This window comes from Corynebacterium sp. HMSC05C01 (genome assembly GCF_001807155.1).
Lineage (GTDB): Bacteria > Actinomycetota > Actinomycetes > Mycobacteriales > Mycobacteriaceae > Corynebacterium > Corynebacterium coyleae.
The window spans coordinates 1-20,399 of sequence record NZ_KV787970.1; the positions used below are offsets into that span (position 1 = coordinate 1).

The 20,399-nt window shown below is 61.6% G+C and carries 20 protein-coding genes, 5 tRNA genes and 1 pseudogene; 17 read left to right on the plus strand and 9 right to left on the minus strand.

Going from position 1 to position 20,399, the window contains the following annotated elements; all coding sequences use genetic code 11:
* A partial coding sequence (locus HMPREF3145_RS11885) for a hypothetical protein (protein WP_371325709.1) occupies positions 1-262 on the plus strand: 262 nt, incomplete at its 5' end.
* Between the two features lie 299 nt (positions 263-561).
* On the opposite strand, the gene HMPREF3145_RS09655 is transcribed toward HMPREF3145_RS11885, so the two are convergent.
* Both HMPREF3145_RS09655 and HMPREF3145_RS09660 read right to left on the minus strand, forming a co-directional pair.
* The gene (locus HMPREF3145_RS09655) at positions 562-759 is read right to left on the minus strand and encodes a DUF3073 domain-containing protein (RefSeq protein ID WP_070423032.1); all 198 of its coding nucleotides are present in this window, start codon (positions 757-759) and stop codon (positions 562-564) included.
* Positions 760-888: 129 nt separating this feature from the next.
* Positions 889-1,947, minus strand: a complete 1,059-nt coding sequence (locus HMPREF3145_RS09660) for a CAF17-like 4Fe-4S cluster assembly/insertion protein YgfZ (protein WP_070423033.1) — start codon at positions 1,945-1,947, stop codon at positions 889-891.
* Positions 1,948-1,970: 23 nt separating this feature from the next.
* On the opposite strand from HMPREF3145_RS09660, the gene HMPREF3145_RS09665 reads away from it, so the two are divergent.
* Positions 1,971-2,867 (plus strand): aminodeoxychorismate lyase, encoded by an 897-nt coding sequence (locus HMPREF3145_RS09665; RefSeq protein WP_070423034.1) that lies wholly within the window; start codon positions 1,971-1,973, stop codon positions 2,865-2,867.
* A 6-nt stretch (positions 2,868-2,873) separates the two neighbouring features.
* Here the strand turns inward: HMPREF3145_RS09665 and HMPREF3145_RS09670 are convergent, their stop codons facing one another.
* Both HMPREF3145_RS09670 and HMPREF3145_RS09675 read right to left on the minus strand, forming a co-directional pair.
* On the minus strand, positions 2,874-3,539 hold the full coding sequence (locus tag HMPREF3145_RS09670; RefSeq protein WP_070423035.1) for a heme-binding beta-barrel domain-containing protein: 666 nt from the start codon (positions 3,537-3,539) through the stop codon (positions 2,874-2,876).
* Positions 3,532-4,257: an LmeA family phospholipid-binding protein gene (locus HMPREF3145_RS09675; protein ID WP_070423036.1), complete on the minus strand. Its 726-nt coding sequence runs from the start codon at positions 4,255-4,257 to the stop codon at positions 3,532-3,534. Before HMPREF3145_RS09675 ends, HMPREF3145_RS09670 begins: the two co-directional genes overlap by 8 nt.
* 31 nt (positions 4,258-4,288) lie before the next feature.
* Between HMPREF3145_RS09675 and mshD the strand changes: the two genes are divergently transcribed.
* From mshD to pstB, 5 genes are all read left to right on the plus strand, one after another.
* A complete protein-coding gene (mshD, locus tag HMPREF3145_RS09680; RefSeq protein WP_070423037.1) occupies positions 4,289-5,170 on the plus strand; it encodes a mycothiol synthase in 882 nt (293 codons plus the stop codon).
* Between the two features lie 160 nt (positions 5,171-5,330).
* Complete coding sequence (gene pstS / locus HMPREF3145_RS09685; protein WP_070423038.1) at positions 5,331-6,449, plus strand: phosphate ABC transporter substrate-binding protein PstS; 1,119 nt, start codon at positions 5,331-5,333, stop codon at positions 6,447-6,449.
* Between the two features lie 100 nt (positions 6,450-6,549).
* A complete protein-coding gene (gene pstC / locus HMPREF3145_RS09690) occupies positions 6,550-7,533 on the plus strand; it encodes a phosphate ABC transporter permease subunit PstC (protein ID WP_083279510.1) in 984 nt (327 codons plus the stop codon).
* A 15-nt stretch (positions 7,534-7,548) separates the two neighbouring features.
* Positions 7,549-8,469 carry a phosphate ABC transporter permease PstA gene (pstA, locus tag HMPREF3145_RS09695; protein WP_070423040.1) on the plus strand — a complete coding sequence of 307 codons (921 nt, stop codon included), beginning with the start codon at positions 7,549-7,551 and terminating at the stop codon, positions 8,467-8,469.
* 36 nt (positions 8,470-8,505) lie between these two features.
* On the plus strand, positions 8,506-9,282 hold the full coding sequence (gene pstB / locus HMPREF3145_RS09700) for a phosphate ABC transporter ATP-binding protein PstB (protein ID WP_070423041.1): 777 nt from the start codon (positions 8,506-8,508) through the stop codon (positions 9,280-9,282).
* Here the strand turns inward: pstB and HMPREF3145_RS09705 are convergent.
* Positions 9,279-10,004 (minus strand): phosphate signaling complex PhoU family protein, encoded by a 726-nt coding sequence (locus HMPREF3145_RS09705; protein ID WP_070423048.1) that lies wholly within the window; start codon positions 10,002-10,004, stop codon positions 9,279-9,281. The genes pstB and HMPREF3145_RS09705 overlap by 4 nt on opposite strands.
* 27 nt (positions 10,005-10,031) lie before the next feature.
* Positions 10,032-11,192: a tRNA dihydrouridine synthase DusB gene (dusB, locus tag HMPREF3145_RS09710; protein WP_070423042.1), complete on the minus strand. Its 1,161-nt coding sequence runs from the start codon at positions 11,190-11,192 to the stop codon at positions 10,032-10,034.
* A gap of 190 nt (positions 11,193-11,382) precedes the next feature.
* Here dusB and HMPREF3145_RS09715 point away from each other — a divergent pair, with 190 nt between their 5' ends.
* Positions 11,383-12,891: an acetyl-CoA hydrolase/transferase family protein gene (locus tag HMPREF3145_RS09715; RefSeq protein WP_070423043.1), complete on the plus strand. Its 1,509-nt coding sequence runs from the start codon at positions 11,383-11,385 to the stop codon at positions 12,889-12,891.
* Between the two features lie 70 nt (positions 12,892-12,961).
* Positions 12,962-13,034, plus strand: a tRNA-Lys gene (locus HMPREF3145_RS09720).
* 101 nt (positions 13,035-13,135) lie between these two features.
* On the opposite strand, the pseudogene HMPREF3145_RS09725 reads toward HMPREF3145_RS09720, so the two are convergent.
* Positions 13,136-14,315: pseudogene (locus tag HMPREF3145_RS09725) on the minus strand (IS256-like element ISCre1 family transposase).
* A 221-nt stretch (positions 14,316-14,536) separates the two neighbouring features.
* Here HMPREF3145_RS09725 and zupT point away from each other — a divergent pair.
* The 6 genes from zupT (at position 14,537) to HMPREF3145_RS09755 (ending at position 16,266) form a co-directional block, all read left to right on the plus strand.
* A complete protein-coding gene (gene zupT / locus HMPREF3145_RS09730; RefSeq protein ID WP_070423044.1) occupies positions 14,537-15,343 on the plus strand; it encodes a zinc transporter ZupT in 807 nt (268 codons plus the stop codon).
* A gap of 58 nt (positions 15,344-15,401) precedes the next feature.
* Positions 15,402-15,474: transfer RNA gene (locus HMPREF3145_RS09735), tRNA-Glu, on the plus strand.
* Between the two features lies 1 nt (position 15,475).
* Positions 15,476-15,552: transfer RNA gene (locus tag HMPREF3145_RS09740), tRNA-Asp, on the plus strand.
* 190 nt (positions 15,553-15,742) lie between these two features.
* Positions 15,743-15,816 (plus strand) — tRNA-Asp (locus HMPREF3145_RS09745).
* A gap of 17 nt (positions 15,817-15,833) precedes the next feature.
* Positions 15,834-15,906: transfer RNA gene (locus HMPREF3145_RS09750), tRNA-Phe, on the plus strand.
* Positions 15,907-15,966: 60 nt separating this feature from the next.
* On the plus strand, positions 15,967-16,266 hold the full coding sequence (locus HMPREF3145_RS09755; protein WP_070423045.1) for a GNAT family N-acetyltransferase: 300 nt from the start codon (positions 15,967-15,969) through the stop codon (positions 16,264-16,266).
* Here HMPREF3145_RS09755 and epsC read toward each other — a convergent pair.
* Entirely contained in the window at positions 16,263-16,853 is a 591-nt protein-coding gene (gene epsC / locus HMPREF3145_RS09760) for a serine O-acetyltransferase EpsC (protein WP_070423046.1), read from the minus strand. The genes HMPREF3145_RS09755 and epsC overlap by 4 nt on opposite strands.
* Positions 16,854-16,963: 110 nt before the next feature.
* Positions 16,964-17,899: a cysteine synthase A gene (cysK, locus tag HMPREF3145_RS09765; protein ID WP_070423047.1), complete on the minus strand. Its 936-nt coding sequence runs from the start codon at positions 17,897-17,899 to the stop codon at positions 16,964-16,966.
* Positions 17,900-18,179: 280 nt separating this feature from the next.
* On the opposite strand from cysK, the gene ramA reads away from it, so the two are divergent.
* Positions 18,180-19,025, plus strand: a complete 846-nt coding sequence (ramA, locus tag HMPREF3145_RS09770) for an acetate metabolism transcriptional regulator RamA (protein WP_070423049.1) — start codon at positions 18,180-18,182, stop codon at positions 19,023-19,025.
* 47 nt (positions 19,026-19,072) lie between these two features.
* Complete coding sequence (gene murA, locus HMPREF3145_RS09775; protein ID WP_070423050.1) at positions 19,073-20,329, plus strand: UDP-N-acetylglucosamine 1-carboxyvinyltransferase; 1,257 nt, start codon at positions 19,073-19,075, stop codon at positions 20,327-20,329.
* Positions 20,330-20,399 lie beyond the last annotated feature (70 nt).

Below are 20,399 nucleotides of genomic sequence, written 5' to 3' on the forward strand. Positions count from 1 at the left end.
AGCAGAAGCAGAAGCCCCGGCCAAGGCTAACGACAAGGCTAACGACAAGGCCGAAGAGAAGGTACAAGACCAGGATGACGCTGAGGACAACAAGGCAAACGCTGAGCAGGAAGCACCGGCCAAGGTGGACAACGCCAACAAGCAGGCAGACAACAACAAGCCTGCAGGAGCAGACGTCAACATCGTCGCTATCATCGCCCCGATCGTCGCACTGCTGGCCATCGTCGGAATCGGCATCGGCTTCGCCAACATGATGCTCTAACCAAACACCCAAACTACAAAGAGTGTGCCCCAATGAGGGCACACTCTTTTCGTTGCTGCCCCTGATCGTCTAGCACCCCCGCACATACAGCTAGACGGTCTCGAAACCGCCTTCACAAACCCCCAGGTGATAACGAACACCATGGTCAATACGGAGCTCATCGTCTGGTTCCACAACCACCGAGCTAGACGACCAGGGAAAAACAGCAGGCCAGGACCGTCGGGCAGAAGCGCAGAAGGCCCCAGGCAACGCAAAAAGCACCCCGAGCGGGCGGGGTGCACTTTTACGTGAAGGGTGGACTAGCGGTCGTCGTCCTCATCCCAGTTGGCGTAGTCGGCGTACTGGTCGTCCACCTCGGAGTCGTCGTCATCCCACCTGCGGCCCGGGGTCTTCCCTGCAAGCTCGCGTTGGAGCGAGGCGAGATCCATTTCAGGAGTGTTGTACTTCAGCTGGCGAGCAACCTTGGTCTGCTTGGCTTTTGCGCGTCCGCGGCCCATGGCGTGACCCCCTTGAGGTGGTTCTGGGCGGCCCATGTGTGGGCGGCCTCTTATGATTCTTCGTTATTTTCCTGTAGGACACTATAGCTTGAGTATCTTAAAAATGCCCCTTAGGTGTCCCACCTGCGGTTATTTTGGCGTCATGCCGCCACGACGAAGCTGATCAACAGCTTTGCGGCCCGCACGTTCACCCTCATCTTGTGGCAACGAGGAGGGGTCGACGGAGGCTGCAGCGCCCTGGATTTCCAGGGGAACCTCCAACGCGGAACGCTTCACTAGGGCGAGAGCCACCGGACCTTCGTCGGCATCGTGCACGACGGTGCCAAGCCGGCCCACGTTGCGCCCGCCGGCGGTGATCTCCGAACCGGGCACTGGTTCTTCAGGGGCGGAGCCATCGAGCTGGAGTTTGACCAGCAGGCGCGGGGATCGGCCGAGGTTTTCCACTCGGGCAACGGTTTCCTGGCCGCGGTAGCAGCCCTTCTCCAGGTGGACGGCGCCGATGTGGTTGCCACGATTGATGAGGTAGGGGGCTTCGTGGGGGATGGAGCGCTCGTCGAGGTCGGCGCGCTGCTCCGGTTCGCCGGCGGCGACGCGCAGGGCGGTAAACGCCATCAGACCGGCCAGTGGAAACTGTTCGGCGATCGCGTTGAGTTGCTCGCGGGGGATAGCGACGTCAGTGCGGCATACCCCACCCCAGCCATCAATTACGCGGGTGAACACGGCGCCCTCAACCCGCGCAGGGGAGGGGCCGAGCAGCGTGACCACAGCAAGGTCGGTTTGCTCCACGGTCACCTCGGACCAAAACACCATGCGCTGTAGATAGGTCAGCAGGCTTTCTGCCTGGTAGGAGGGGGTGTCCAGGTAAAACACGCCATCGGTTACGGCGATATCGGCGTGGTGCAGGATGCGCCCCTGTGCGTTGAGGTCGAGGGCGGAGGCGGTGAACCCGGAGGTGGCGTCGTCAAGCTTTTGCGATAGCAGGTTGTTGAGGAACCCCGGCGCATCAGGGCCGGACACCGCAATGACGGCGCGGTTGGAGCGGTCGACGGCGACGGTATCTCTGGTGGCCTTGCGTTGTTCCCCCAACGGATCGCCGTAGTGCCAGGCGACGCCGGTGGCGTCGAGAAGCGAATCGCCCGGAAGCTCCGCAGCACCCGGCTTGGCCAAAAGAACCGATGCGTAACCCATGGGCGCCTATCATAGGGGGCATTATGTCTATTGCACCGCTCGCGCCTGCGCCCGTGATCTACCTCGTCGAACCGTACGGCGGGTCCGTACGCCGCCAAAACACCAACATGCCCCACGTGTTCTGGGACGATGCGGTGGTCACGCGCGGCGATGGGATCTTTGAAAGCATCCTCATTCGAGATGGCAAACCGCTCAACCTGGAGAAGCATCTCGAGCGCTTCGCCCGGTCGGCGGAACTGATGGATCTGCCGGAGCCGGGCGCCGCCCACTGGGAGCGCGCCACCGAGGAGGCGGTCGCCGATTATTGCCGTGAGCGCGGCGGCACCGAAGGCGTGGAAGCGAAGTGCGTATGGACGCTCTCACGCGGCCGTGAAACCACCGGCGTTGCAACTGCTTGGCTGACCATACGCCCGCTTGACGACGACACCCTGGCACAACGCGAACGCGGCGTGTCCGTACTCACTACCCCGCGCGGCTACACCGTCACGGGCGATGCGCCGTGGATGCGCGAAGGTGCGAAAACGCTCAACTATGCGGCGTCGATGGCGGCGCTGCGTTGGGCGAAAGCCGGAGGCGCGGACGATGTCATCTACATCGATCCCGACACCGGACGCGTGCTCGAGGGGGTGACCTCGTCGGTGGTCATGGTGAAGAAGGGCGGGCGGTTGCGCACACCGGCACCGGGGCCGGGCGTGCTGGCCGGCACCACCCAAGCCGCCCTGTTTGAATACGCCGCCGAGCAGGGGTGGAAGTGCAAGGCGAAGGACATCTACCTCAACGAACTGTTCAAGGCGGAGTCGGTGTGGCTGGTGAGCTCCACGCGCATCGCCACCCGGGTCAAGCGCCTGGACGGCAAAAAGCTCCCCGCTCCCGACAATGAAGCCGAGATCAAGGAGCTGATTTCCGCGGCGCTGAGCTAACCGGCCCTAGCCCGCGATGCGCTTCAACTCTGCGGACATGTACGGCACCATCTCGCCGTTGACGGCGCGCTCGTCAACCCAGCCGAGGTTGTTGTTCGGCATCAGGCCGTAGAGGCGCTTGCCCGGACCGTGAGACTCAGGGCCGGTCTCCGTTGCGATGGTGGAGGCGCTGGTGAGCTGCCATGCACGCTCGTTGACAGGCGCGCCGTACATGATCTCAACCAAACCGCGGGAGTTGGTCAGGGTCACCTCGATTTCGTCCTTGAGAGAGATGCGCCAGAAGCCGACCTCGCGCTGGTCGGCGCCGGTGGCGTTGCCGTCCTCGTCGAGACGCCACATGCGCGACTCGAAGCGGAGGTAATTCTCACCGTCGTGGGAGACAACAAGGCGCTGGCCGAAGGCGTACTCATCGCCGTTGTCGTTGGCCTGGCCGGAGCCGGTCCACACGCCAACCAGCGGCAGGAGTGCGAGCAGGCCGTCGTGCAGGCTCGGGCCGAAGCGCAGGTTTGCGGTGTCGTCCTCGAGCGGGAAATCCTCAAAGTCGAACGTCGGGATATTGCGGTGCGCGGTCGACTTGGACTGCTCGGACGCAAGGTTGACGGCGTCGTTGCCGCTTAAGGTGGCCGGTTTCGGCGTGTTCGCGGTGTTTTCTACGTTCTTTTCTTCACTCATGGTGTCCAAGGGTAGCTGCTTGTCCCATGGGGTTGAGGTCCGCCGGGTCAAATGCGGTGTTGATGCGGTCGCGCGAGAACTCAATCGAACCGCCGCGCAACTGCACTCGGTCCGCTGGCCCGTCCAACGGCAGGGTGCGGGTGTCTAGGTCGAGAGTGAACGCGGCCTGGGTTTCGGGGGAGGTGTCGTCGATAAGTTTGCTGGGGCGCATCTGGAAGATGCCGTCGATCAGACGCAGCGTAACCACGACCGTCACCGGGTCTTCTGTACCGGGAACCGTGCCGGTGAGCCGGGCCTCGCTTGCGGCGCCGCCTGCGGGGGAGATGTCGTATGGGTTCGCGATGTCCAGGTCTGTGATGCCGAGGAGGGTTCCGAACCCGACGCCGTCGAGGCGCACCCGGCGGCGCACAAGGCGTGCGGTGCCCGATTCGAACTCGCCCGAAAGCGCTTCGCGTGGGTTGTCGAGGGCGAGGTCGAACACGTCTACGCCGGTCGTCGCTACGCCTGGCCCATCGACGGCGGCATCGAGGTGTTCCACACTCACACGTGCGACGTTGCCGGTGAGCAGCGACGCCGTGTACGGGAAACCACCCACGGACGCCTGGAAGCCGGGCTGGGCGACGGTGCGTTCCACGTTCGCGGCTACGACCGTGTCAGCGCCAGCCAGCACAGCCAGCGCCGCCGCTACGGCGACCGCCGCTTTCACACGTGCCCGCATCGTTTCCGCCCTCCGACGTACCCTCTAAGACATGACTGTCGACATCGTAAGCGCCACCCTGCCGGAAACCCTCGTCCGCCCCATTCTGGATGCCGCCCAATCCGAGGACGGCGTCGCCGCGTTCTCCGAGGCGTTCGAGCGCGGGCTTTTCGACGACACCCTCAACCACACCCACCTCATCGCCAAAACCGGCGATAAGACCGTTGCGGTTGCCGGCATCGCTGAAGACGGCTCCACCGAACTGGCCGTCCATCCTGAACGCCGCCGCCACGGCTACGGCTGTGCCCTGGTTCAGGCCGTGCTGGAGCGCAACGCCGACGCTGGATTCTGGGCCCATGGTGACCTGCCCGCAGCGCAGGCGCTGGCACGCGACCTCGGGATGGAGCCAGTGCGAGAACTGCTGGTCATGGGGACTGCGCTGGATGCTGACGTGAAGGCGGAAGTGCGCGAGGGCTACGAGCTCGTCCAGTACCCGGAGTTGGTGTCGCGGTGGGGGCGTGAGGTCGTCGATAAGCAATGGCTCGAGGTCAACAACGACGCGTTCTCCTGGCACCCCGAACAAGGCGGCTGGGACATCGCGCAGCTGCACCGGGCGATGGACACCGACTGGTTCGACGCCGACGGCGTGTGGTTCCTCGTCGCCGGCGATGAGATTGCGGGCTTCCACTGGACCAAACGACACCCAGATGGCACCGGCGAAATCTATGTCGTCGGCCTCTCCTCGAAGCACCGGGGGGAGGGAATGGGGGGACCGCTGATTCAGGCCGGGCTGAACTACCTCGCGGAGTGCGGATCCTCGCAGGTCATCCTCTATGTCGAAGGCGACAACGAGCCGGCGGTAAAGCGATACCGCCAGCTCGGCTTCGATACTCGCGAGCGCCACGTGGTTTACAAACCGACCTCCAAAAAATAGCGACTGACCTGCGGTGTTAGCCAGGATTTTACGAGTTCACCAACAGTTCACCCAATCAGCAACCAGGGATTAACCGGTGCTGTCTAGGTTTTGTGTCGTAAGTGATCGGACATCTGCCTGGTGTTCCGGACCGAACAGTTAAATACCTGAAAGGTTCCCCGTGATTCGTAACTTCAAGCGCACCGCCGCAGTCATCGGCGTCGTAGCAGCCTCCTCCGCCACCCTCGTCGCTTGCGGCGGCTCCAACGACACCGAAGGTGCAGCAGGTACCGAAGCGGAATCCACCGCAACGGCCGAAAAGGGCGACTACGAGCTCTACGGCCAGCAGGGTGACATCCTCGCTGAGGGCGCATCCTCCCAGCAGAACGCCATCGACTACTTCGCCTCCGTCTACTCCGCAGAGGTTCCGGGCGCTTCCATCGCCTACACCCCTTCCGGCTCGGGCGCTGGCCAGAAGAACTTCATCGCCAACCAGGCTGTCTTCGCAGGTTCTGACTCGCCGCTGAAGGACGACCAGGTTGAGGCTGCTGCACAGCGCTGTGGCGGCAACGAGGCATGGCACCTGCCGTTCGTCATCGGCCCGGTTGCTATCGCCTACAACCTCGAGGGTGTCGACGAGCTCAACCTCACCGTGGACAACATCGTCGAGATCTTCCAGGGCGTCATCAAGACCTGGAACGACCCGAAGATCGCAGAGGCTAACCCGGGCGTTGAACTGCCGGACACCCCGATCAACGTCTTCTACCGCTCCGACGAGTCCGGCACCTCCGACAACTTCCAGAAGTTCCTCGCAGCCGCATCCGACGGCAAGTGGGAGTCCTCCGGCAAGGCGTTCCCGAACGCAGTGGGCACCGGCGCCAACGGCTCCTCCGGTGTGGCACAGGAAGTCTCCGCTACCGACGGTTCCATCACCTACGTCGAGGCTGGCTTCGCTGACAAGAAGGCCAACATCGACTTCGGCAACGGCCCGGTCGAGCTGACCAACGAGTCCGTGGCGAAGACCCTGGACAACCTGACCTTTAAGACTGAGGGTCACAACATGGTCGTCGACGCCGACGCCCTGTTCGCCACCGACACCGCCGGCGCTTACCCGCTGGTGCTGACCACCTACGAGATCGTCTGCTCCGCGGGCTACGACGAGGCAACCTCCAAGATGGTCAAGGACTTCCTCAACATCGCCCTCGACCACCAGGATGCAGAGCTCGAGGCTGAGGGCTTCATCCCGGTCACCGGCGCACACGCTGAGCGTCTGCGCGAGGCGATCAACGCCATCCAGTAAGGCCAACCGGCCGACGACCCCCGACTGAGCTCAATGACATCGGGGGTCAATTGCTGTAGTCCACCCCGTTTCCCTCCATCTTTCCCAAGGATCCGAGCACATGGCTGACAATGACGTTGCGGTAGCGGAACGCACCGCACGGACCTCCGGACGCGTGAAGCGCCCCGGAGACCGGTTCTTCGAAATCTTCTCCACAGCATCTGCAACGCTGATCACCGTCCTCGTTGCTGCCATTGGTATCTTCCTGCTCGCGCAGGCGCTGCCACCGCTGATGCGTAACGACGGCGGCGTGCTCGGCTTCTTCACCTACGGTGGCCCGTGGCAGACCGCAGACCTGGACGCGATGCAGTTCGGTATTCCGAACCTGTTCTTCTCCACGGTGACCATCTCCATCATCGCGCTGATCATCGCGATGCCGGTCGCCCTCGGTGTTGCACTGTTCTTGTCCAACTACTGCCCGCAGCGCCTCGTGCGCCCGCTGGGCACCCTGGTGGACATGCTCGCCGCCGTGCCGTCGATCGTGTACGGCCTGTGGGGCGCACAGGTGCTCGGCCCGAAGCTGGGCAAGTTCTACGAGTGGGTCAACAGCTGGGGCGGCGACTTCTTCCTGTTCGCCACCTACCAAAACTCCCCGCCGTTCTCCACAGCCCGCAACGTCATGACCGGTGGCATCGTGCTTGCCATCATGATCCTGCCGATCATCGCGGCAACTGCCCGCGAGATCTTCGTCCAGACCCCTCCGGGACAGATCGAGTCTGCGCTCGCACTGGGTGCGACGCGCTGGGAGGTCATCCGTATGACCGTCATCCCGTTCGGTCTGTCCGGCTTCATCGCAGGCTCGATGCTCGGCCTCGGCCGCGCACTGGGCGAGACCATGGCGCTTTACATGGCGGTCGCACCGGCGAACGATTTCCGCGGTTCGCTTTTCGACGGCGGCACCACCTTCGCAACCGCCATCGCCAACGCCGCTGCCGAGTTCAACAACCCGGTGTCCGCCGGCGCCTACATCGCAGCAGGCCTGGTGCTGTTCCTGCTGACCTTCGTCGTCAACTCGATCGCGCGCGCGATCGTCAACAAGAAATAAGGAGCGGAGCGAAACATGTCTACTGCAGTATCCAAACCGGCTGAGACAGCCCGCCCCGAAAACCCATTCATCGACATTGCCGCAGGCCGCAAAACCACAAACTCCATCATGGGTGGACTCATGTGGTTCTGCATGTTCCTCGCACTTATCCCGCTGTTGTGGCTGCTATTCACCGTGGTCTCGCGTGGCTGGCACGCCATCGTGGACCCGGCGTGGTGGACCTCCGACATGGTCGGCGTCCGCGCCTCCAAAGAGGGCGGCGGTGCGCTGCACGCGATCATCGGTACGCTCATGCAGACCCTGATTGCGTCGCTGTTCTCCATCCCGATCGGCGTGTTCACCGCGATCTACCTGGTTGAATACTCCAACGGCAACCGTTTGGGCCGGCTTACCACCTTTATGGTGGACATTCTCTCCGGCGTGCCCTCGATTGTTGCAGCACTGTTCGTCTACGCCCTGTGGATCACCATCCTGGGCCAGCAGCGCTCCGGCTTCGCCGTTTCGCTCGCACTGATCCTGCTCATGGTGCCGGTCGTTGTGCGTAACACCGAAGAGATGCTGCGCGTGGTGCCGATGGACCTGCGCGAAGCCTCCTACGCACTTGGTGTGCCGAAGTGGAAGACCATCGTGCGCATCGTGCTGCCGACCGCACTGTCCGGCATTGTCACCGGCATCATGCTGGCAATCGCCCGCGTGATGGGCGAATCCGCGCCGGTACTCATCCTCGTCGGCTCCACCCCGGCAATTAACTGGTTTGACATGTTTGACAAACCACAGTCCTCGCTGCCGCTGTTCATGCTGGACATGTGGAAGTCCGGCGCCACCGGCCCAGCCAACGACCGACTCTGGGGCGCAGCACTGACGCTTGTCATCCTCGTTGTCACGTTGAATCTGCTCGCACGCTTCATCGCAAAGCGCTTCTCGGTCAAGAAGTAACCATCCCGCCCGCGTCCCCGTCAGGAGAACTCACAGATGTCCACCAAGCTCGAACTCAACGACGTCAACATCTACTACGGCGACTTCCACGCCGTGCAGAACGTCAACATGGAAATCCCCGCCAAGTCGGTCACCGCATTCATCGGCCCGTCCGGCTGCGGTAAGTCCACCGTGCTGCGCACGATCAACCGCATGCACGAAGTCATCCCCGGCGCCTCCGTCAAGGGTGAGATTCTTCTCGATGGCCACGACATCTACGGCAAGAACGTCGACCCGGTCGCCGTGCGCAACACCATCGGCATGGTGTTCCAGAAGGCAAACCCCTTCCCAACAATGTCCATCGAGGACAACGTCGTCGCGGGCCTGCGCCTGGCGGGGGAGAAGGACAAGAAGAAGCTCAAGGAAGTAGCTGAGCAGTCCCTTCGCGGTGCGAACCTGTGGGACGAGGTAAAGGACCGCCTGGACAAGCCGGGCGGCGGCCTTTCCGGTGGCCAGCAGCAGCGCCTGTGCATCGCCCGTGCGATCGCCGTGCGCCCAGAGGTGCTGCTTATGGACGAGCCGTGCTCCGCCCTCGACCCGATTTCCACCCTTGCAGTGGAGGACCTGATCCACGAACTGAAGGATCAGTACACGATTGTCATCGTGACCCACAACATGCAGCAGGCAGCCCGCGTGTCCGACAAGACCGCGTTCTTCTCGCTCGAGGCCACCGGCCGCCCGGGCCACCTGGTGGAGTTCAACGACACCACCACCATCTTCGAAAACCCAGAGCAGAAGGAAACCGAAGACTACATCTCCGGCCGCTTCGGCTAAGGCTTGCGGAACTTGCGCTCGATGGTGGCGAACTTCTCCAGATTCTCGTAATCAGGTTCGTCCCGCTGGCGCAAGTACGCCTCAGGCCTCAGGCCGGTGACCAGAAACACCATCTGGCCGGCAATATCTACGCAGCGGTCTGCGTAGCGCTCGTAGTAGCGCGAAATCATCGACAGGTCTACGGCCTCACGAGTGGAGTATTCCCACTCCCGGTCGGAGACCAACGTGCTTAAGAACGCGCGCATGTCGTCGACGCCCTCGTCGATAGTGTGCAGCTCAACTGCCACATCCGGATCCGGATCATCCAACAATGCTCGGGTGGTGGCACCCATCGCAGCCACCAACCGGGTCATTTCCTCGACGTAGCCGTGCAGCGGCGGCGGATACACCGACGCGGGGTGGCGCTGGCGCACCAGGACAGCAATGTTGCGGGCGAGCGAACCCATGCGTTCGAAATATTCCACTAGGTGGATCGCAGCCAGCACCTGACGCAGGTCAGTCGCCACAGGGTTCTGCAGCGCGAGCAAGCGCATGCTTCGCTCCTCACACCGTTCGCCGATTTCTTTGAGTTCGTCGATCAGGGTCAGGGCCGTTTCGGCGTCATCGAGTGACTGCTCAAGAAGGCCCTTCGACGCGTGCCCCATGATGGTGCGCACCGTGTCGCACATGGTCATGAGGTCCTGGTTAAAGGCCTCCAGAGTCTCTCGGTAGGCGGCTCTCAGCATGCGCTTCATGCTACGCGCTCGCAGTTAACCACCGTTATTCTCAATTTCTGCACCTTCCGGCACGGTGTCGTCCTCCGGATCATCCAGCCACCCCTCCGGCAGGGCAATCTTGCCGGCAGAACCCTGGCGGCCGCGCGCGTCATCCGCATGCTCGGCCATTGCTTCAGAATCCGCGATGGGGGCGAGGCGCTCCTTCAACTCCGCAAGAGACGTCACTTGGGCAAGCGACTTGCGGAATTCCCCGCCTACCGGGAAACCACGCATGTACCAGCCGGTGTGCTTGCGGATGTCGCGGCACGCGTGGTGCTCACCGTCGTGCTCTGCCAACAGCTCTGCGTGGCGGTAGATGATGCTGGCTACCTTGCCCAGGGTCGGCTCCGGCGGGATCTCCTCGCCGCGCAACTGCGCGCCCAGTTGCGCGAACAGCCACGGGCGCCCAAGGCAGCCGCGGCCGACCTCCACGCCGTGGCAGCCGGTTTGCTCCATCATTTTCGCCGCATCGTCGGCGGCGAAGATGTCGCCGTTGCCGATCACCGGCACGCCGGTACCGTCCATGTGCTCCACAAGGCGGCCGATTTCGTCCCAGTGCGCCGCGCCCGAGTAACGCTCCGCACCAGTGCGGGCGTGCAAGGCAACGGCGGCGGCACCCGATTCGGCAGCAATGCGTCCGGCATCCAGGTGCGTGTGGTGGTCTGCGTCAATGCCGATGCGGAACTTCACCGTAATTGGAATGCCGGAGCCTTCCGCAGCGCGCACCGCGGCGCTGACGATGTTGCCGTACAGACGCCGCTTGTATGGGATCGCACAGCCTCCGCCCTTGCGCGTGACCTTCGGCACTGGGCAGCCGAAGTTCATATCCACGTGATCGGCGATATCTTCCTCGACGATCATCCGCACGGCTTCATACGTGAACTTGGGGTCCACCGTGTACAGCTGCATCGACCGTGGAGTCTCCACATCCGCGAAGGTGGTCATGTGCATCGTCTTCTCGTTGCGTGCCACCATTGCGCGCGCCGTGATCATTTCGCAGACGTACAGCCCCGAGGATGTCCCGGTGAGTTCCTCCTCGATCTCCCGGCACAGCACACGAAACGGCATGTTGGTCACCCCGGCCATCGGCGCGAGGATGACGGGGGAGTTCAGATCAATGCCGCCGATAGTTAAGGCGGGGGCTGCGGTAGTCATAGTTCTGCCTATTGTTCACGCCCGTTGTCGCCCCGTCCAATCGTGGTTGCTACGCCCGTTCGGGGGTGATTTGGGCGTCGATAAGCATTTGCTTTGCGACGAGACCACACACCCTCATGGCAATGAGTGATGGGTCACAATATGGTGGGGGTGTTACCTGAACGGATTTAACAGGATTGAGAGAGATCACATGAGCGATCGTATTGCTTCCGCCAAGTTGCGTGACAAGGTCATGACCGCCGAAGAGGCCGTCCAGTTTGTCAACCACGGCGACAAGGTTGGTACTTCCGGCTTCACCGGTGCTGGCTACCCGAAGGCCATGCCGGCCGCAATCGCAGAAAAGGCAAAGGCCGCCCATGCGAAGGGGCAGGACTTCTCCATCGACTTGTACACCGGCGCCTCCACGGCACCGGAGTGCGACGGCGTTCTCGCTGAGGCAGGCGCGCTGCGTTACCGCATGCCGTACCAGTCTGACCCGACCATGCGTAACAAGATCAACGCTGGCGAGATGAAGTTCCAGGACATTCACCTGTCCCACTCCGGCATGATGGTCGAGCAGGGCTTCTTCGGTGACGTTGACCTCGCCATCGTCGAGGCAGTGCGCATCACCGAAGAGGGCAACATCGTCCCGTCTTCCTCTGTTGGTAACTCCGTGGAGTTCCTCAACGCAGCCAAGAAGATCATCATCGAGGTCAACTCCTGGCAGTCCGAGGAGCTCGAGGGCATGCACGACATCTGGCTCGTGCCGCCGCTGCCGAACCGTATCCCGATCCCGATCACCAAGGCCGGCGACCGCATCGGCAAGACCTACATCGAGATCGACCCGGAGAAGGTCGTCGCAGTCATCGAGACCAACGACGCTGACCGCAATGCACCGTTCAAGGCGCCGGACGAGGTCTCCGAGCAGATCGCAGGCAACTTCCTCGACTTCCTGGAGAACGAAGTCAAGGCCGGCCGCCTCACCTACGACGGCTACGTCATGCAGTCCGGTGTGGGCAACGTCCCGAACGCCGTGATGGCAGGCCTGATGGACTCCAAGTTTGAGAACATCCAGGCCTACACCGAGGTCATCCAGGACGGCATGGTCGACCTGATTGACGCCGGCAAGATGACCGTCGCCTCCGCAACCTCCTTCTCCCTGTCGCCCGAGTACGCAGAGAAGATGAACAACGAGGCATCCCGCTACCGCGAGTCCATCATCCTGCGCCCGCAGTCCATCTCCAACCACCCGGAGGTCATCCGCCGCACCGGCCTGATCGCCTCCAACGGCATGATCGAGGCGGACATCTACGGCAACGCCAACTCCACCCACATCAACGGCTCCCGTCTGATGAACGCCCTGGGCGGCTCTGGCGACTTCACCCGCAACGCCTACATTTCCTCGTTCATCTCCCCGTCCGTGGCCAAGGATGGCGCCATCTCCGCAATCGTGCCGATGGTTTCCCACGTCGACCACACCGAGCACGACGCCATGGTCTTCATCACCGAGTACGGTGTCGCCGACCTGCGTGGCCTCGCCCCGCGTGATCGTGTGGCAAAGATGATCTCCATCGCCCACCCGCAGTACCGTCCGCTGCTGGAGGAGTACGTCGAGCTCGCCGCGAAGTGCAAGTACCAGGCAACCCCGCACGACCTGCGCCACGCCTTCGACTTCCACACCCGCATCCAGGAGACTGGCACCATGCTGAAGGAGAACTAAAACCTCCTTCCGGCGCGCGTGCAGGGCGATTACCGCACGCGCGCACATGGGGGCTACACTTAGCCCCCGCGGGCCTTTAGCTCAGTTGGTAGAGCTACGGACTTTTAATCCGCAGGTCGTGGGTTCGATCCCCACAGGGCCCACCGTGAGCCCCGGCTAACGCCGGGGCTTTTCGCGTTCTTGGGCCCCCTTCTGTGCGGGTTAAGCGACAAAATGTGTGTCTGCTATCGGCGTGTCGCGGGGGTTAGATGTGGCCTTTTTGGATGCCGATTGAGTGTGTGTACTCGGTATCGATACCGTTGTCGTAGAGGGCTGGTCGTCCTGTTTCATAGTCGGCTTGGTTCTCGTTTCGGGTCAGGGTTGTAACTTTGGCGAGTTGGTTCTGGCCCCAGTTGGACTGTCTGGCGATTTCTATTGGATCGCCAGGCAGTTCCGTTTTCAGATACAGCCACCAATCCAGCATTTTGCGTTGGTGCTCACCGCGTCTGCCGCGATGAGTTCTCGCAAGGAGCTTCAGCTGGGCGTTGATGCCGCCTTCAAGACTGTTGGTGGTGGATTTGATCCGATGCGGCTTAAGCACACCTTTCGGGGGCTTGAGGTAGACAAACAGCAGGTCATTGCGCCACAGGTGGTTGAGGCTGTTGTAGGCCTTGCGCACGTTGACATGGGTCCACACGAGTGTGTCTTTGCCTGTTTTCGGGTCTTTGACCTGTGTCTTTTCGTTGAGCCAATCCTTGTAGAGCGTGTGAAACTCTTGCAGTTGTGCACCCCATTGCGCAGCCTCGTCCAGGGTGGTGATGCGGGTGAGTTTCAGCGCGAGTCGGTAGATGGTGCGGCCAGCATCAGTGCGTGGTCGTGAGGTGGTGTAGCGGCGTACTCTGCGTTGGGCGTGCACGAGGCAGCGTTGGATTTTGGTGTTTGGCCAGCACGTTTTAATTGCGCTTGTGGCTCCTCGGCCACCGTCGATCACAGCGATCAACGGTGCTTCGATGCGCTCGAGCAGGCATTTGTAGTCGTGCGTGGTTTCTTGTTTGCACCAGTGCCAGGCGATGACGTGGTCGAGCGTTGCCGCCACGATCAGACAGCCACCTGCGGTGTAGGTGGCTGTCGATGAAGATCTGGTCGTAGACCCTGCCTGTATGGCCGATGGTCGGGTCAGGCACGTCAACCAGCCAAAAGGCATCGAATTTGCGCTGCAGCGTACGTGTCGAGCAGCTCATGTTGCCGGCGATCGCCGCAAGACTGGTCCCGGTGGTCAGGTGCTGGATGAACGCACGAAATAGGGCTGCGTTGGTGATATCGCTGCGCTGCTTGGTCAGTGAAGCACCGCAGATTTTGCACCGCCACCGGGTCGTCCCGTTGCTGGTGGTGCCGTTTCGTTTCATATCGCCGCCACAATGGCAGCGTGGTCGGTTCTTTGGCATTGGGCAACCGAACCACCGCTCCGTAGCACACCATGGCAGCCACACCGGGGATTTTCGCAAGAGAGGGCCAATATATGCTTTTGGAGCATATATTTTCCGCAAACGCGGAGTTCAGAGCATGAAAATCAACGATTCCGGACACACATTTTGTCGCTTAACCCTTCTGTGCCGGGTTGATGGGTTTGCGAGTGCCACAAGGTGGAACCAGCTAACCTGCGCGTATGGATATCAGTACCGCCACGCCCACGGCCGTCGGCATCGCCTTGGGGATCTCGTTGTTGGCCGGGCTATCCACTGGCTTCGGCGGGCTGATCGTCGCCCTGAAACGTGCTCCAGGCGCGGGTTTTCTCGCTGGGGCGCTTGGGTTCTCGGCCGGTGTGATGGTCTACATCTCGTTTGTCGAGCTGCTGCCTCAAGGAATCGAGGGGCTCGCTGAAGCAGGCAGCCCCCGTGCGGAACTCTGGGGTACCGTCGCCTTCTTCGCGGGAATCGGGCTGATCGCGCTTATCGACCGCCTCGTGCCCGAAGAGATCAACCCCCACGAAGAACCCTCGGAAAGTGGGGTCAGTAAAGCACAGTTACGCAACGTGGGCGTCCTCAGTGCCGTTGCCATCGCCATCCACAACTTCCCGGAAGGGTTTGCCACGTTTGCCGTAGCGCTCGCGGATCCGGCCCTTGCTATCCCTCTCGCGGTGGCGATTGCGATCCACAACATCCCGGAAGGCATCGCGGTCGCGGTCCCTATGCGGGAGGCCACCGGATCCCGCCGCAAAGCCGCCTGGTGGGCCACGCTGTCGGGCCTAGCGGAGCCGTTGGGTGCCATCGTGGGGTATTTGCTTCTCCAGCCGTTCCTGGGGCCACAGTCGCTCGGTATCACTTTCGCTGCAATCGCCGGCATCATGGTCTTCGTCAGCCTGGACAAACTGCTGCCCACAGCAATCCAAACCGGCAAACACCACACCGCGATTTACGGGATGATTGTCGGCATGATTGTGATGGCATTCAGTCTGCTCATTTTGCCGGGCTAGCAGGCTATTTGGAGGAAATGGCGTACCTAGCTTATGATGAGCGGGCTGTCTTTTCAGCGCCCCCATCGTCTAGAGGCCTAGGACTCCGCCCTTTCACGGCGGCAACACGGGTTCGAATCCCGTTGGGGGTACGGCCCTGTGGCGCAGTTGGTTAGCGCGCCGCCCTGTCACGGCGGAGGTCGCGGGTTCAAGTCCCGTCAGGGTCGCCATAACGCCCCGAGGTTTTCCTCGGGGCGTTTTGCTTTGCGACGATGCCGTGCACGCAATCGTCGCAAAGCAACGCCCTGAAATAGTGATTGAGCAGGCGATTTGTCTGCCATGGTGAGGTCTGTGTAATGTATCAACTCGTGCAAGCGACAGTGTGAACACACTGAAGTGAGTGCGAAATAACAACATATTGGCCCTGTGGCGCAGTTGGTTAGCGCGCCGCCCTGTCACGGCGGAGGTCGCGGGTTCAAGTCCCGTCAGGGTCGCAGAACCGTAAGGTTCTGGCCAGATAGCTCAGTTGGTAGAGCACACGCCTGAAAAGTGTGGGGTCGCCAGTTCGATCCTGGCTCTGGCCACATCAGAAACGCCTCTTTCGCAATAATGCGGAAGGGGCGTTTCGCGCTATAGTCGGGCCCATGTCTGCAACACCTGAAAGCACTGTGCGCAAGAACGAGGCAGAAGGCCAGTACGAAATCCTCGTCGGCGACGAGGTCGCGGGCTACGCCACCTACACTGACCAAGACGGTGTCCGGGACCTGCCACACACCGTGGTGGATCCGAAGTTCCGCGGACAAGGCCTGTCCAAGCCTCTGATGAAATACGCGCTCGACGACGCCCGCGCCGACGGCATGCTGGTTACCCCCACCTGCCCGGCGGTTGAGCGCTACATCGAAAGCAACCCCGAATACGCCGACCTCGTCGCGGCCGAAGACTAAATGATGTAGTCGCCCTTGTTGACGTAGCAGTCCGGGTCCACCAAACGCGCCCGCTCATCCGTCTTCCGGGGGCGAATCTTCGCCGGAATCCCCACGGCAATCGAATGGGGCGGCACATCCTTCGTCACAACCGCATTCGCGCCGACAGCGGAACCCTCACCGATAACCACGGGGCCGAGCACCTTCGCGCCAGCGCCAATAGTGACGTTGTCGCACACCGTCGGGTGACGCTTCGTTTGCGTAAGCACCTGACCACCCAACGTCACGCCGTGGTAGAGCATGACGTTGTCACCGATCTCCGCGGTCTCCCCAATCACGATCCCCATACCGTGATCGATGAAAAACTTGCGCCCAATCGTCGCGCCCGGGTGAATCTCAATACCGGTAAGGAAACGATTGGCCTGCGCCAAAATACGTGCCGCGCCCTTCCAGCCGCGCTTCCACATGACGTGGCAGACACGGTGCATCCAAATGGCATGCAACCCGGAATAGACAACAGCGTTCTCAACATCGCCTCGCGCCGCAGGATCATGATCGCGGGCGTTGGCTAGATCTTCGCGGATGGTCGACACCACAGATTTGGCCATAGAAAGCATGGCGTGCAGTGTATCAACCTGTTCATTTGGGCCGACAATAAAAATTCCCCTCCCTGCCAGCGATGGTGCGGTGGCGGGGAGGGGAGTCGTCGATAAGCAGATTAGTCGCGAATGTCCTCGTAGAGGATCGTGGAGACATAGCGCTCGCCGAAGTCCGGGATGATCACAACGATGGTCTTGCCCGCGTTCTCTTCACGAGCAGCCAGCTCGAGAGCGGCCTTCACGTTCGCGCCGGCAGAGATGCCGCCGAGGATCGCATCCTTGACAGCCAGTTCGCGAGAAGTAGACACGGCATCCTCGTTGCTGACAGCGATGATCTCGTCGACAACCGTGCGGTCCAGCGTGCCCGGTACAAAGTTTGCGCCGAGGCCCTGGATCTTGTGCGGGCCAGCCTCGCCCTTGGACAGCAGCGGGGAAGCAGCCGGCTCAACCGCGACGGCCTTCACATCAGCCTTCTGCTCCTTGAGGTACTTGCCAGCGCCCGAAATCGTGCCACCGGTACCAACGCCAGCGACGATGAAGTCAACCTCGCCGTCAGTGTCGTTCCAGATCTCCGGACCGGTGGTGGCGTAGTGGATCTTCGGGTTTGCTTCGTTCTCAAACTGACGGGCCAGGATAGCGCCCTCGTTCTTCTCGACGAGCTCGTTCGCCTTCTCCACAGCACCCTTCATGCCAGCGGCACCCGGGGTAAGCACGATCTCCGCACCGTACGCGCGCAGCAGCACGCGACGCTCGGTGGACATCGTCTCCGGCATGGTCAGGATGACCTTGTAGCCCTTCGCTGCACCCGCGAGAGCGAGTGCGATACCGGTGTTGCCGGAGGTTGCCTCGACGATGGTGCCGCCAGGCTTGAGCTCGCCGGAGGCCTCGGCAGCCTCGACGATTGCCTTGCCGATGCGGTCCTTGACCGAGTTCGCAGGGTTGTAAAACTCGAGCTTCGCAAGAACTCGAGCCTTCGAGTTCTCGATGATGCCCTGCAGCTCCACGAGCGGGGTGCCGCCGATGAGGTCGAGGACGTTCTTTGCAATCTTCGCCATGATGCTCCTTTAAACACGTTGATTGTTGGAGTTGCTGCCAGACAGCATACACGCCACGCTAGACAGGACGGTATAGATCTACTGAACCGATAGGTACGGGGGAGGGTTTGAAATTGCGACTTGCCCGATTGGGCTCGACTTTCCTGTGGCTCCATATCGGCGGGGCTAAATATTGCTACCCCCGTTCGCGCGTTATGATGGTGAAGATTTTCGGCCAAGTTCAACTCCGGGTGAGCCCAAACGGGTGACCCCGGTTCGTGGAAGGCAAACAGGTATGACGATGGACGCGCAGCGCATCAAAGACGACGACGATGCGATCCGTGCGGCACTCACCGCTTTGAAAACCACAACGGGCATCCCCGTTGCCATGTACGGAACCCTCATTGCGGAAAATCGACTGCAGATCACCCAGTGGATCGGACTGCGAACCCCTGCGCTGCAGAACCTCACCCTCGATGCCGGCACCGGTGTCGGTGGTCGTGTGGTGAACACTCGCCGCGCCGCGGGTGTTTCCGACTACACACGTGCAAACACGATTTCCCACGAGTACGACAAGCAGATCCAGGACGAAGGACTGCACTCGATCGTGGCTGTGCCCGTCATTGTTAACCGTGAGGTACGTGGCGTCCTCTACGTCGGTGTTCACTCGCCGGTTCGCCTCGGCGAAAAGGTCATTGAGGAAGTCACGATGACTGCGCGTTGCCTCGAGCAAGAACTGGCAGTCAATGCAGCCCTGCGCTCAGGCGACGGGGCTGGCGACCGTGCAGGCGCCAAGGGCGGCCGTCAGATGAGCGGTGCCGAATGGGAGCAGGTGCGCTCCACCCACTCGAAGCTGCGCATGTTGACCAACCGTGTCGACGACGAAGACCTGCGCAAGGAACTTGAGCAGCTTTGCGAGCAGCTGGTTTCCCCAGTGCGCGTGAAGCAGACCACGAAGCTCTCCGCCCGCGAGCTTGACGTGCTGTCCTGTGTGGCGCTGGGTCACACCAACGTTGAAGCGGCCGAAGAGATGGGGATCGGTGCTGAGACGGTGAAGTCCTACCTGCGAAGCGTGATGCGCAAGCTTGGTGCTCACACCCGCTATGAAGCGGTGAACGCGGCACGCCGTATTGGCGCGCTTCCCTAACCCTTGACGTTCTGGAGCGCCCCGCAGAGTTCGGTACTGTTGTGGACGTGAAAGAACGTTTTTTGGTCACAGGTGGAACGCGACTCGAAGGCCTAGTGCACGTCGGGGGTGCGAAAAACAGTGTCCTCAAACTTATGGCAGCAGCGCTGCTGACCGAGGGCACGACGACACTTCGCAACTGCCCTGAGATTCTCGACGTCCCGCTCATGGGCGACGTCCTCGTCGGCCTTGGTTGTGAAGTGGAGATTGAAGGCGATGTCGTACGCATCACAACACCCGCTGAACTGTCCCCACATGCCGACTTTGACGCGGTCCGACAGTTCCGCGCTTCTGTGGCGGTGCTGGGGCCTCTCGTCGCAAGGTGTACTGAGGCGTACGTTGCGCTCCCAGGGGGCGACGCCATCGGTTCGCGCCCTCTGGACATGCATCAATCAGGGTTGGAAAAGCTCGGTGCGACGACCCATATCGAACACGGCGCGGTTGTTGCACGTGCTGAGAAGCTCCGCGGCGCCGCAATCGAGCTCGACTTCCCGTCGGTCGGCGCTACCGAAAACATTGTCACGGCAGCAGTGCTTGCGGAAGGTCGTACGACCCTGGATAACGCCGCCCGTGAACCCGAGATCGTCGATCTTTGCGACATGCTCAACGCAATGGGCGCGAATATCACTGGCGCCGGCACATCCTGTATCACCGTCGACGGTGTGGAGAAACTACACCCCACTGAACGGACGGTGATCGGCGATCGCATCGTCGCTGGCACGTGGGCATATGCCGCGGCCATGACGCAGGGTGATGTCACCGTTACCGGCGTCGCGCCTGGTCACCTGCACCTCGCATTGGCGAAGTTGAAGCTCTCGGGTGCCGAGGTGGAGACCTACGACAACGGCTTCCGCGTGCAAATGCGTCAACGCCCGAAAGCCGTCGACTATCAGACGCTGCCGTTCCCGGGCTTCCCAACTGACCTCCAGCCGATGGCGATCGCCCTGTCTGCAGTGGCAGACGGCGTTTCCGTCATTACTGAGAATGTCTTCGAAGCACGCTTCCGCTTTGTCGACGAAATGATGCGCCTTGGTGCCGACGCCAACGTCGACGGCCATCACGTAATGATCCGAGGCGTGGAAAGCCTGTCATCAACCGACGTGTGGTCTTCGGACATCCGTGCAGGTGCCGGTCTAGTTTTGGCTGGTCTTGTGGCAGACGGCGTCACCACAGTTCACGATGTGCACCACATCGACCGCGGCTACCCGGAGTTTGTTGAGAACCTCAATAGGCTTGGCGCTCGTGTTGAGCGTGTTAACGACTAAGCATTTACCCGCAGTTACCTGCGGGTTTGTGTTTGTGTTGGGGTGTGTGTAACTTAATCCCAGTCAGCGA